This window comes from Paenibacillus glycinis, from assembly GCF_009909185.1.
GTDB classification, from domain to species: Bacteria; Bacillota; Bacilli; order Paenibacillales; family Paenibacillaceae; genus Paenibacillus_Z; species Paenibacillus_Z glycinis.
In genome coordinates, this window is the sequence record NZ_JAAAMV010000013.1 from 108,824 (window position 1) to 122,001 (window position 13,178).

Genomic DNA, 13,178 nt, shown 5'->3' on the forward strand with positions numbered 1-13,178 from the left:
CCTTCCATTTTGTTCCACATAATTGACCGTGAGTTGAGCCAACGGCAGCCATACGCTGGCTGCCGTTTTTTGTGGTGACCACAATAATTAGCGATTAGCCGCGACTACCTAATCGATAGACGTTTCCGCGATATGATGCAGATGCTGGCTCAACGCTTCCGGCTGCGAGAAGAACGGCGAGTGGGCCGTGTCCATGGTGATGACTTCCCTGCACGGGGACTGGCCGTACATTTGCCGCTGCAAGCCGATCGAGATCGCGATATCTTGGAGGGTCTCGATATAGACCCGAGGGACCGATCCGAAGTTCTGCGGCGTGAGTTGGACGGGCGCGAGGAAAGTCGCCATCGGATCCAGGCAAAGCCGATCTTTGGCGAATTCCACGTCTTCGTCCGAGCAATCGCCGTACAGGTTCGCCTTGACGCGATCTCCGTCGAGCGACATGTAGGTCTGGTCGTCGCTGATCACGACGGCCGATGGCGGCGCCGCAACAGCGGGGACCATTAGCTCGCTTTGGATGACTTGCAAGAGGGACTGCCCGTCTTGCGGAAGATACGCGCAGAGATACACGAGCGTCCGAATCTTGTCCGGCCGGTACTCGGCCGTCTGAGTGATGGCGAGCCCGCCGGAGCTGTGCCCGACTAGAATCACCTGCTCGGTCTCGTTATCCAATACGCTGCACAACCGGTCCGTGTAGTCCTGCAGCGTAATTTCTTGTACGGGCATTGTATCTAAGCCATGTCCGGGCAAGTCGATCGCGACGACGCGATGTCCGGCGTTTTGCAGCAGGGGGACGACCTTATCCCAGCACCAGGCTCCGTGCCACGATCCATGGACCAATACGAACGTACTCATCGAACAGAAATCTCCTTTCAAATTAAACTTAATAAATAGTTAAATAGTTAAATACGTATTAAACCTTATGAGAATGCATAGTCAAGCTCGCTCCTTCATCCGGATAGAGGATGCGGCAGTTTCAGGTCTACCCCCGTCAGCTCTCAAATATGTATCTAGAGTGCATGACTTTAGGCGAAGGGGGATAACCTTGGAATCTTTCGTAACGGTAGAACCGGGCGTTCGGGTATTCGTGCAGGATTTGCTTCCGACGGGGAACAAGACAATCTTGTTCATTCACGGCTGGCCGTTAAGCCATAAACAGTTCGAGTATCAATACGACGTGCTGCCGTCGATGGGCGTGCGGTGCATCGGCATGGACTGGCGGGGGTTCGGCAATTCGGATAAGCCCTACACCGGCTATAGCCTCGATCGATTGGCCGACGATATTCGAGCGGTCATCGATGCGAAGCAATTGCAAAACATCACGCTCGCGGGGCATTCGGCAGGCGGGGCGTTAGCGGTCCGCTACATGACTAGGCATCAAGGCCACGGCGTAACCAAGCTCGTGCTGATCGATGCGCAGGGGCCGGGCTCGGTACCGCAGCAGGCGGCCAATAGTTTCATTGCGCAGACGCTGTCCGATCGGCCGGCGTTGCTTGTCGGGCTAACGAATCAGTTTTTCTTCAAGTACATTACGGCCCCGTTCTCGGATTGGTTCTTTCAAGTCGGCTTGCAGGGAGCGGGCTGGGCGACGGCGGCCGTGATGGCGACGCTAAGGGATCAGAACGTGCGGAACGATCTGCCGCAAATAAACGTGCCGACCCTGATCATTCACGGCATCCATGACCAGGTCGTGCCGTTCGCCAATGCCCAAGAGATGCACCGGCTCATCCGAGGCTCGATCCTCGTGCCGTTCCAGTACAGCGGCCATGCCTCGTTCTTGGACGAACGCGAACGGTTCAATCAGGTCGTGATGCAGTTTATCAGCTGACGGAGCGGTTGATGCCGCAGGATGCTCAGCCGGCTCCGCTCTTGCCCAAACCGAAGGTTCTGGAATGCGTAACGATCGGCCGGCGCGCGTTACGATGGCGCAAGACGACGATGAACCGCATCTGACTCCGAGTATCGCCCGTGACCCTCTGTCGCGGGCTTATTGTATTCCGGCCATCCGGTGCGGGAGGGTTGGACAAGCCTGCCGCAGGCAATTTCCCGGGAACGCAAGCCGGCAAACTCGCGTAGTAACGAATGAGGCGGAGGTGCGCGCCCGAGCCGGAAAACGAGCGAATTTCGCACAGCCATGCGCTATAATAAAGGTACCAACAACAGCAGCTGCCGGCAGCGTGGATCATGAACCCATGTCGGTTAATTTCCCCTCGAGGGGCATCATCCCAAATAGAAGGAAGTGTCCATCCATGAATGCAGAACTCGTATTGCAGGAGCTCGAAGCGCTCGGCAAGGAGCGCCTGAAGAAAATGTACGGCACCAACGGCGCGCAGGAGCCGTTCTACGGCGTGGCTACGGGCGAGATGAAGCCTATCGCCAAGAAGATCAAGCTCAACCAACCGCTCGCGGAGGAGCTGTACGCCACGGGGAATTACGACGCGATGTACTTTGCAGGGATCATCGCCGACCCGAAAGCGATGACGGCAGCGGACTTCGAACGTTGGATCGATGCGGCGTATTTCTATATGATTTCCGATTACGTGGTTGCGGTCACCTTGGCGGAGACCGACATCGCGCAAGAAGTGGCCGATCGATGGATCGTGAGCGGCGAGGAGCTGCGCATGTCGGCGGGGTGGAGCTGCTACTGCTGGCTGCTCGGGAGCCGGCCGGACGGCGAATTCGCCGCGGACAAGCTGGCCGCGATGCTGGAGCAGGTACAGCGCACGATTCACGACGTCCCCGAGCGAACGAAGTTCGCGATGAGTAATTTTATCTACACCGTGGCCGTATCGTACGTGCCGCTCCATGAGCAAGCGGTCGAGACCGCCAAGGCGATCGGCCAGGTCGAAGTCAACCGGGACAAGCCCAAGAGCAACTTCCTGAACGCCGCTAGCAACATTCAGAAGGCTATCGACAAAGGGCGGATCGGGTTCAAACGCAAATACGTCCGATGTTAATCGGCGTCGATCGGTATGAACGAGCACGAACGAATTTCAAATCAGGCGGTCCTTTACGAAGGACTGCCTTTTTGGAGCAATAAGCAGAATTGCGCCGGGAGATACCCAGTGATGCCCTGGTGACCCGATAGTCAGGGAGAGGCACTCAGCGGATAACGGGTCGGAACACGGAGCCGTTACGGGGGACAACGGGATGCTATGACGCGATGAGGACAACGTCATGGCAGGCGTGACGGGCCGACGAAACTGCCGTCGCTGCGCGCTCGCCGGCCGCAAGCCGCTCGATTGACGTCAAAATCGTTGGATGCTATGCTCTCTATGAATCGGATCGGGCTGCTTGGTAGACATTGCGTCCTGAAGGAGAGAAAGCATGGAGGGCAAGAAGGTAACGCTCAGGGATTTGGCGGTAAAGGCCGGGCTGTCGGTCAACACGGTGTCGCGGGCGCTCAAGGATAAAGAGGACATCGCGGAGTCCACGCGGAAGTTGATCAAAGACCTGGCGAAGGAAATGGGTTACGTCGGGAACGCGCTTGCCGGCTCTCTCCGGTCGGGACTGACGAAGACGATCGCGGTCATCGTCAGCGACGTGGCGAACCCGCATTTCGGCATCATGGTCAAGGATATCGAGAAATCGGCGCGAAAGCACAACTACACCATCTTCGTGATCGGCACCGAGGACGACCACGAGATGGAGGAGCGCGCGATCTACACCGCCATCGGCAAGAACGTGGACGGCATCATCATCTGCCCTTCCCAGCGCAGCGCGGACACGATTCGCCTCTTGAAGAAGAACGGCGTCCCGTTCGTGCTGATCGGCCGCAGGTTCGAGGAGGAGCCGGAATTCGACTACGTGATCTGCGACGACGAGAAGGGCGGGTATCTGGCGACCAAGCATCTGCTCGATAGCGGTCACGAGCGCGTGCTGTACCTGAACGGGCCGAGCCGCATCTCGAGCGCCCGGGAACGGTTGGACGGGTATAAGCGGGCGTACCGGGAAGCGGGACTGCCGATACGCGAGGACCTGATCATCGATGTGGAGCCCGCGGCGGGGGATGCGCGGCGGATCGTCAAGCAGCTGCTCGAGCGGAAGGCCGATTTCACGGGGATCTTCGCGTTCAACGACGTGATCGCTTGGGAAGCGGCGTACGTGCTGCAGAAATACGGCCATCGCGTGCCCGAGGACTATGCCATCATCGGGTTCGATAACATCCAGTCGCGGTTGTTCCTGCCGTTCCAATTGTCGTCCATCAGCAATTCCAAAGGCAAAATGTCCAAAAGAGCGGTGGACATCCTGCTCTACAAAATCAACCATCCGGATTCCACGGAAACCTATCGCGACGTGATCGATACGGCACTGATATTGAGAGACAGCACGGGGCGATCGGCGAGCGAGCAGGGTTAGGAGAAAGCGTTCGCCTAACTCGTCCGTTTTGCAAACGCATACAACCCGCCGGAAAAATCCCCCAAACGTATTGACAGGAAAATGATGGAGTGTTAATTTAACATTATCGTTAATGTTAACGTTATCTATACCTGCATCCGCATCATTTTGGTGTCGCCGCACTTATCTTATCGCAATCGGAGGGTGAAGAAGATGAGCCAAGTTCTAAATACGCCGCAAACGATGACGATCCCGCTGTTCGTGGGACAGGGCAAGATCGCGTACGGGGAGAAGCCGGTCCCGGCTCCGGGCCCGGGGCAGCTGCTGATCGAAGTGAAGGCCAACGCGCTGTGCGGCTCCGACCGAGGCCAGTTCTATGACGGGAGCGCGACGACGCCGGGCCATGAGGCGGCGGGCGTCGTCGTCGGGACCGGCGAAGGGACCGTTACGGCGGTCGGCATGCCGGGCGTCGTGTTCCTGATGGATTTCTGCGGGGAGTGCCGCAGCTGCAAGCTTGGCTTTACCAATCAATGCCTGGGCAAACGGGCGGACTACGGCTTCTCGCATGACGGGGGATACGGTCCTTACATGGTCGTGAACGAGAACGTGTTCTTCCCGATGGACCCGTCGATCCCGTTCGGCGAAGCGACGATGCTGCTCGATATTATGGGCACGGGCGGCCATGCGATCAAGCGCGCCCTGCAGGTGCATCAGGATATCGAAGCCATCCTCATCGGAGGAGCGGGACCGATCGGTCTCGGCGTGCTGGCGATGGCGAAGCTGCTGCTCGGCTCCGGGATGCCGGTCTTCGTCATGGATTTCGTGCCGTACCGCCTCGAGCTGGCGAAGCAGATGGGGGCTATCCCGATTAATCTCGCCGAGCAGCAGGCCAACGACGTCATTCGGGCAGCGGGCTTCGGCGGCGTCGACGCGGCGATCGACACGAGCGGCAAGACGGCGGGACGCCATACGGCGCTTCAGGCGCTGAATCAGCGCGGCGTGCTCGTGTGCGTCGGTCACGGCCAAGAGCTGAACCTGGACGTGTCGAGCGATCTGATCGCCGCGGAACGGACCGTCCTCGGCAGCGAATACTTCCGGTACCAAGAGCTGGCCGAGAATCACGCGCTCATCCTCGAACATCTGCCTTATCTCCGTCAGATCATCACGCACCGGTTCGGCATCGACCGGATTCAAGAAGCGTACGAACTGTTCTTCCAAGGCGACACCGGAAAGGTGCTGATCGAGCAATGAGCGCGGGGGATAAGCTGAAGGTCGCCCTGATCGGAGCCGGCGGCGCCGCGGGCAGTCTAGGACTGCCGGACGGCTTCCGGTCGGCGGGCAGCTGGGGAATGCAGCACGCGCGGATCTGGTCGTCCCGGCCGGACGTGGATTTCTGCGCGATCGTCGGCAGGGACGAGGCGCGGACGCGGGCGAAAGCGGAATCGTTCGGCACTCGGGCGTATACGCGGATCGCGGATATGCTCGCGCAAGAAACGCCGGACCTGGTCAGCATGTGCCTGCCGAATCAGGGGCATTTCGACGCGACGCTCGAGGTGATCCGGGCGGGGGTTCCTTTGCTCGTGGAGAAGCCGCTGGTGTTCGACCTTCGGGAGGCCGACATTCTGATGAACGAGGCCGCCAAGAATAATGTCTTCTTCGCGATCAACTTCAACCATCGTTTCGCCAAGCCGGTGGAGCTGGCCTATGCGGCGATCGCGGAAGGCCGCCTGGGCGAGATTACCTTCGCCTCCTGGCGGTTCGGCGGCGATGGCGGCGGCGCGCATCCGCATGCCAATCTGATCGAGACGCAGTGCCATGGCATCGACATGCTCGAGCATCTGTGCGGACAGATCGAATCGGTCATGGCGGAGATGACGGACAAGACGGGCGGCGGCTACCGCACGATGTCGCTCGCGCTTCGTTTCCGCGGCGGCGCGGTCGGCAGTCTGATCGGCACGTACGATTCGTCGTATGCCTATCCCGACACGCACCGCGTCGAGATCGACGGCACGCGCGGGCGCTCCGTCATTCACGATACGGTGAAGCGCTACACGTTCCACGCGTCGGGCAGCGAGATCGGAGAGAGCTGGGAGGCCGGCTACTTCAACGATGCGGACCGCGAGTTCCACCGGACGTTCGACAAGCACGCGGACGCGCTGCTCCAAGCGCTTCGCGCCGGGCGGCGTCCGCCCGTCGAAGCCGCGGCAGGGTATCGCGCGCTGCTCGTCGCCGAGGCGGCGATCCGTTCGTTCGAGAGCGGTCGAAGGGTAACCGTCGGAGAGTTGTAGTCTGGTGCCGGCCCGAGCCTTGAAGGCAGGGCCGGCCTGCAGACGGACGCGGACGCGCTCGTCACGAGCGCAGCTATGTACGCGCGGACGCGCGCGAGCCTGGCGATGCTGGCGGCGAGGAATGGAGCAGGGAACGAACGGAGAGGAGCACGACCCGCATGACGGTTCATGAATCAACTCGGAGGAAGCTGTTTCTATCCGATATCGACGGCACCTTGATGAACAGCCGGAAGCAAGTCCGAGCCGAAGATATCGAAGCGGTCCGGGAGGCGCACCGGCAGGGCGTCGTCATCGCGCTCGCATCCGGGCGCATGCACGCGGAGATCGTGCAGGTCATCGAGCTGCTGGGCGTGCCGTGCTACGCGATCTGCCAGAACGGCGCCGATCTCGTCGGCTTGGACGGCAATGTCCTTCGGTCGTTTCGCTACGAGGCGGACCTGGCGTTGTCCGTTCAAGCGTTCACGGACGAGGAAGGCCTCGTCCCCGTGATCTGCAGCGCCGAGGGCAATTTCGTCGCGGACTTGAATCCGCGTGCCGTGCAGGTGGGCAAGCGATTCTTGACGCCGCTGCGCGAGCGCAGGCAGCTCGCGGCGGACATCGCGGACGGGATGCCGGTCACGAAGTTCTCCGTATACGGCGAGGTTCCGGCGCTGCAAGCGATGCTGGAGCGGCTGCGGGAGCGGTTCGGCGGCCGGATCACGGCTTCGTTCTCCGATCCGGACGGCGTCGACGTCATGCCCGGGCGCGTCGATAAAGGCGCGGCCGCGGAAGCGCTGATGGCGCTGCTCGGGATCGGCCCGGCGGATACGGCGTGCATCGGCGATTCCTTCAACGATCTGGCGATGTTCCGGGCGTGCGCGCACAGCGTCGCGATGTCCCATTCGCCGCAGGAAGTACGCCGCGCCGCGGCGCATGCGGCCGATACGGTTGCCTTGGCGCTGCGCGAATGGCTGGCCGAAGAATAACGTGGCCCTCAGTCTATCCTCTATTATCTATCATTTATCATCCCGGAAGAGGTGTACCCCTTGTCCAGTCAAACAACGCACGCGCACATGCGGCCGACAACCTATAAGCATCAGACCGTGACCAACCTGCCGGTCCGCTCGGTAAGCATCGACGATGCCTTCTGGGCGCCGAAGCTGAAGGTGCTGCGCGACACGACCGTGCATGACGTGCTGAACAAATTCGAGCAGGACGGCGCCCTGCGCAACTTCGACTTCGTGGCTGCCGGCGCCGAGGGCTATCACAGCGGGGAGCCGTGGTTCGACGGGCTGCTCTACGAAACGCTTCGCGGGATATCGGATATCCTGGCGGTTCATGACGACGAAGCGTTGGACCGCAGAGTCGACGAGATCGCGGCGAAGATCGCCGCGGCGCAGGATGCCGTCGGCGACGGCTATATCAACACGTATACGCTGCTTGACCGGCCGACCCAGCGCTGGGGCGAGAACGGCGGCAATCTGCGCTGGCAGCACGACGTGTACAACGCGGGCTGTCTCATCGAAGCGGGCGTGCACCATTACCGGGCCACGGGCAAGACGTCGCTGCTCGCGGTCGCGGTCAAGTTCGCCAATCATATGAGCGGCTTGATGGGGCCGCCGCCCAAGCGCAATATCGTCCCGGCGCACTCGCTGCCGGAGGAAGCGGTGCTTAAGCTGCACCAGCTGGCCGTCGACGAGCCCGGGCTGGCGGATACGCTGAACCTGCCGTTCGCGGCATCCGATTACTTGGCGCTCGCCGCGTTCTGGATCCACAACCGGGGCAACCACGAAGGCCGAGCGTCCCATGACGGCGAATACGCCCAAGACCATAAGCCGGTGCTGGAGCAGGACGAAGCCGTCGGGCACGCGGTGCGCGCGACGCTGCTCTATGCGGGCTTGACGTCGCTGCATCTGGCGACCGGCGAAGCCGCGTACCTGGAGACGGCCAAGAAGCTGTGGGACAATATCGCCTACCGCAAATCGCATATTACCGGCGGGGTCGGCGCCATACATCACGACGAGAAGTTCGGAGGCGAGTACGAGCTGCCCGACAACGGGTATTTGGAAACCTGCGCGGGCGTAGGCGTGGGCTTTTTCAGCTGGAATCTGTTTCTCGCGACCGGGGAGAGCCGATACATCGATAAGCTGGAGACGATCCTGTACAATATCGTGCTGGCGGGAAGGTCCATGAACGGCCATAAATATTTCTACGAGAACCCGCTCGTCAGCGACGGCGGCCACAACCGGTGGGAATGGCATGCCTGTCCGTGCTGCCCGCCGATGATCGTCAAGCTGCTGCCGGAGCTGGCTTCCTACGTTTATGCGCAGGACGGGAACGGCGTTTATGTCAATTTATTCATCGCAAGCGAGGGCGCGCTGCGGGTCGGGGACGTGCCGGTGCGGCTGAAGCAGCAAACCTTGTATCCGTGGGACGGGGCGGTCGCGATCGCGGTTACGCCGGAACGCGAGGCGCGGTTCGACGTTCGCGTGCGGATTCCGGAGTGGTGCGCGCGGTACGCGATCGCCGTCAACGGCCAAGAGGCGGCATACGACGCGATCAACGGGTACGCGGTTCTAACCCGCACATGGGCAAAGGGCGATGTCATCCGGCTGGACTTGGAGCTGTCGGTCGATCTGATCGGCGCCCATCCCAAGGTGACGACCCATGCGAACCGGGCCGCAATCAGACGGGGGCCGGTGCTGTACTGCCTCGAGTCCATGGATAACGAGCGTTACGCCGGGGGCGTCGCGAACTACGCGCGCGAGGCGTTGGACAAGCAAGTGCGCCTGAACCGCAGGCTGCCGCCCACGCCCGTATTCGAGACGCGGTACGACCCTGATTTCTTCGACGGCGCCGTGATCATCCGAACGGAGGACGCCGACGGCCATCCGTTGACGGCCATCCCGTATCCGTATTGGAACAATCGGTCGCGCGGCACGATGGACATCTGGCTCGCGTACGACCATGCGGCGGGCACGGAAGGCTGGGACGACCGCCTATATCGTACTATCACGCGCGCGTGAATCGGAATCAAGCCATACGAAGGAAGCAGTAAAGGCGGCAGTCCGAGGACTGCCGCCTTTGTTCGGGTTCGCGGGCCGGCAAGCGATCAACGAGGCAGTCGGGCTGCAAGCGCAACGATGTCAGGTGCCGGTCGGCGGTGAGCCGAACGGCGAACCGATACGGCATGGGGTTAGAACATCCGAGTCGAATCCGGGCGGTTTGGCGGAGCGCTAGGCCGAAGGACCCGATTCGCCGCGGAATGGCGCCGTTTCGTCTGGTTCTTCTTCCGATTTTCATAAACCTTTACAAAAATACCATATCAGCTTAATGGACAAGCAATACTCGCTCGCTAGCATGAGGATGGCACTTGAAAAATTGGGGATTTCCAGGAGGAGAGAAGCAATGAGATTGGTTCTGATGGGCGACTTGCATTATCACGAGATCGATGCGACGATACCGGGGTTGCCGGAGGCTAGAACTGCTTTCTACCACACCTTGCTGGAACGATTTCTGAACACGGACGCCGATTTGCATATATCGCTTGGAGACCTGACGAATTTCGGCTCGCCCTCGGAGCTGCAGGAAGTGTACGCGCTGCTGCGGCGCGAGGAACGGACGTTCGTTCACGTGCTGGGCAACCATGACGTCTACTCGCAGACGCGCCGGCAGGTGCTGGCGATCACGGGACAGGAGCGCTACCGGGCGATCGACACGGACGAGGCGATGCTGGTCTTTCTGGATACGGCCAGAGAGATGGACACCGCCGACTGGAGCGGGTGGATCGACGAGGAGCAGCTGCAGTGGCTGGAAGCCATGGTGGAGCAATCCGGCACGAAGCCGCTGCTCGTCTTCGGCCATCATCCCGTCTATCAGACCACGACCCGATCCGAGATGGACAAGGGCTCGATTCATCCGAGCATCGACATGTGGCGCATTCTGGACCGCAAACAAGGGACGGGCGTGTATTTCAACGGCCATACGCACGTGAACTCGATCGTCGCGCGGAAGAACTGGACCTTCGTGCAGCTCGCCGCCTGCCTGGACGAGCCCGGCTTTCGCATCGTGGAGCTGGAGGGCGGGCGGATCCGGATCGCGCCGGTGGATCTGACGGATAAAGCCATGCTGGCGCATGCGGCCACGATGCACTTGCATATGTCGCATTTCCGCCATAATCCGAACGCCCGCGGATTGGACGCGGACCGTCAATCCGAGATTCGCTTGACGACTGCGGCACAGCCTTGATGACGGAGGGAAAAGGAATGAAGCACGCCGCGAGCCATGCCGCTTTCCTGGAAGGCCTCGTCGCGCACCGAATGATCGCTTCGATCAAGGACCCTCGGCATATCGAGACCGCCTTGTCGCTGCGCGGCCAATTAAGCGGGGTCTTCCTGTTGACCGGGCACATCGGCGTCCTGAAGGGGTACGTGGACGTGTTCAAGGAGCATCAGCTGCCGGTCTTCCTGCATCTGGAGAAGATCGGGGGCCTCAGCACGGACAATTACGGCCTGGATTATCTCGCGAAGGTCATCAAGCCGACCGGCATCATCTCGACGAAAACCAACGTGGTGAAAACCGCGAAGAAGCTGGGCCTGATCACCGTCCAGCGCTTCTTCCTCGTCGACAGCGAAGGCTTGGACAATATCGCGAAGAGCATCTGCCAGAGCGAGCCGGACATCATCGAAGTCATGCCCGCGCGCATCCCCGACATGATCGACAAGGTGAAGGCGTTCGCCTCGGTGCCGATCATTACCGGCGGCCTGCTCTACGAGCAGAGTCAGGCGGAGGAGTGTCTGAGGCACGGCGCGGCCGCGATCTCGACGTCGAAGCCCGAGCTGTGGCGATGCGCTGGACCCGCGCCGGTCAAGGCCGAAGGCCGGAAGGCGGACGCGGCTACTCCCGTCGCGCGCCATCGGAAGACGCTTCCGCTCGCGCAGATCGGCTGCGGGCTGGCCGCGCTCTTCGAATATTCATACAATCTTTGCAACCAGATAACATAGATTTAACGAACGCCGGTTATGATTCATTATGAAAAGTAAATAGCGAACGGTTGGAGTATTGGAGAAACCTTATCCGCTCGAGGACATGCCTTGTCCTCGGCAGGATTAAGGTTTCTTTTTTTGCGCCTCCGGTCGTATCCCAGGATAAGAAAAGGTGGAGGATTAGGGAATGGTTAAGAAGCTTACTGCAGTGACGGCGGTTGCAATGCTGATGACGGGGGTGCTTTCGGCTTGCGGAGCGAGCGGCACGAACACGAACGACGCGGCGGACGCGAATGCCAATGCCGGCACGAACGCTGGCGCCAATACGGACAACACCACGGCCGGAGCGGACGCGAAGCCCGCGGATGCCGATGCCTCCAAGAAGATCGTCATCAAATACTGGTACGCGTTCGGGGACAAAATCGAAGAAGCGAAGCTCCACATGGTCGATACCTTCAATAAATCGCAGGACAAAATCGAAGTGGTCGCCGAGCACCAGGGCAACTACGACGACCTTCACGCCAAAGTGCAAGCGGCCTTCGCGGCCGGAGACGCGCCCGCGGTAACCGATCTCGAGATCTCGTCCACCGGCGTATTCGCCCACTCGGGCATGCTGGAAGAGCTGACGACGTACGCGGAGCGGGACAAGGAGCAGCTGAAGCTGGATGATTTCAATCCGGGCCTGATGGGCAATGCCTACGTGGACGGCAAGCTGTACGGCCTGCCGTTCATGCGCAGCACCCCGATCCTGTACAAGAACGTCACGATGCTCAAGGATGCCGGACTCGACCCGGCCGGGCCGAAGACATGGGACGAGCTGGAGGAATATTCCCGCGTCCTGAAGGGGAAGGGCAAAGTCGGCATGACCGTGCCGGCCGATATCTGGTACTACGAAGGCCTCGTCGCCCAAAGCGGCGGCCACATGCTGAGCGAAGACGGCAAATCGGCGGCGTTCAACTCGCCTGAAGGCGTGGCGCCGGTCGAGTTCTGGAAGAAGCTGTCCAGCGAAGGGTTGATCAAGATCCCGATGGGCGACGAAGCGGGACCGACCGCGGACAAGGACTGGGCCAACCAATTGTCGGCGTTCAAATTCGGCTCGACGGCCGGCGTAACCGGAAGCCTGGAGATCGCCAAGGGCAACGGCTTCGAGATGGATACGGCGTTCATGCCGTCGAACGTCAGCTACGGCGTGCCGACCGGCGGCTGCCAATTGGTCATCACGTCGAAGAGCAGCGACGAAGAGAAGGAAGCGGCGTGGGAATTCCTCAAATGGATGACGTCGAAGGAAAACACCATTTACCAGCATAAGCATGTCGGTTACCTGCCGACCCGGATCTCCGCCGTGGAGAGCGACGAGCTGAAGGCGCATTTTGCCGAGTTCCCGCAGTTCAAAGTCGCCGTGGACCAGCTGGAGTTCGCCAGACCGCGCCCGATGGAGAACGCGTATCCGGAAGTGGCGAAGATCATCAAGGAAGCCATCGAGAAGGCGATTCTCGATCCGAAGGTGTCGCCGCAGGATTCGCTCAACGAAGCCGCGGAGAAGGCCAACAAGCTGCTGAGCAAATAAACGCGGCACGCGCGTCCGAGGACC

Annotated in this window: 11 protein-coding genes; 10 read left to right on the forward strand and 1 reads right to left on the reverse strand. The window is 60.7% G+C overall.

Features of this window, described 5'->3' with window-relative positions:
• Positions 1-108 precede the first annotated feature (108 nt).
• Positions 109-852 (reverse strand): alpha/beta fold hydrolase, encoded by a 744-nt coding sequence (locus GT019_RS17380; RefSeq protein ID WP_161744455.1) that lies wholly within the window; start codon positions 850-852, stop codon positions 109-111.
• A gap of 190 nt (positions 853-1,042) precedes the next feature.
• On the opposite strand from GT019_RS17380, the gene GT019_RS17385 reads away from it, so the two are divergent.
• The 10 genes from GT019_RS17385 to GT019_RS17430 all read left to right on the forward strand — a co-directional run bounded on the left by GT019_RS17385 (position 1,043) and on the right by GT019_RS17430 (position 13,154).
• Positions 1,043-1,825, forward strand: a complete 783-nt coding sequence (locus GT019_RS17385; protein WP_161744456.1) for an alpha/beta fold hydrolase — start codon at positions 1,043-1,045, stop codon at positions 1,823-1,825.
• Between the two features lie 421 nt (positions 1,826-2,246).
• Complete coding sequence (locus tag GT019_RS17390; protein ID WP_161744457.1) at positions 2,247-2,954, forward strand: DNA alkylation repair protein; 708 nt, start codon at positions 2,247-2,249, stop codon at positions 2,952-2,954.
• Positions 2,955-3,324: 370 nt separating this feature from the next.
• Entirely contained in the window at positions 3,325-4,356 is a 1,032-nt protein-coding gene (locus tag GT019_RS17395; RefSeq protein ID WP_161744458.1) for a LacI family DNA-binding transcriptional regulator, read from the forward strand.
• 192 nt (positions 4,357-4,548) lie between these two features.
• Positions 4,549-5,586: a zinc-dependent alcohol dehydrogenase family protein gene (locus GT019_RS17400; protein WP_161744459.1), complete on the forward strand. Its 1,038-nt coding sequence runs from the start codon at positions 4,549-4,551 to the stop codon at positions 5,584-5,586.
• Positions 5,583-6,623 (forward strand): Gfo/Idh/MocA family protein, encoded by a 1,041-nt coding sequence (locus tag GT019_RS17405; protein ID WP_161744460.1) that lies wholly within the window; start codon positions 5,583-5,585, stop codon positions 6,621-6,623. The genes GT019_RS17400 and GT019_RS17405 overlap by 4 nt, the downstream gene beginning before the upstream one ends.
• Before the next feature lie 158 nt (positions 6,624-6,781).
• Positions 6,782-7,588, forward strand: coding sequence for an HAD-IIB family hydrolase (locus tag GT019_RS17410; protein ID WP_161744461.1), 807 nt, complete (start codon positions 6,782-6,784; stop codon positions 7,586-7,588).
• Positions 7,589-7,648: 60 nt separating this feature from the next.
• A complete protein-coding gene (locus GT019_RS17415; RefSeq protein WP_161744462.1) occupies positions 7,649-9,628 on the forward strand; it encodes a glycoside hydrolase family 127 protein in 1,980 nt (659 codons plus the stop codon).
• A 382-nt stretch (positions 9,629-10,010) separates the two neighbouring features.
• Entirely contained in the window at positions 10,011-10,850 is an 840-nt protein-coding gene (locus tag GT019_RS17420; protein ID WP_161744463.1) for a metallophosphoesterase family protein, read from the forward strand.
• 17 nt (positions 10,851-10,867) lie between these two features.
• Positions 10,868-11,605: a glycerol-3-phosphate responsive antiterminator gene (locus GT019_RS17425; RefSeq protein WP_235948446.1), complete on the forward strand. Its 738-nt coding sequence runs from the start codon at positions 10,868-10,870 to the stop codon at positions 11,603-11,605.
• 169 nt (positions 11,606-11,774) lie between these two features.
• Complete coding sequence (locus tag GT019_RS17430) at positions 11,775-13,154, forward strand: ABC transporter substrate-binding protein (RefSeq protein ID WP_161744465.1); 1,380 nt, start codon at positions 11,775-11,777, stop codon at positions 13,152-13,154.
• The last annotated feature ends 24 nt before the right edge of the window (positions 13,155-13,178 follow it).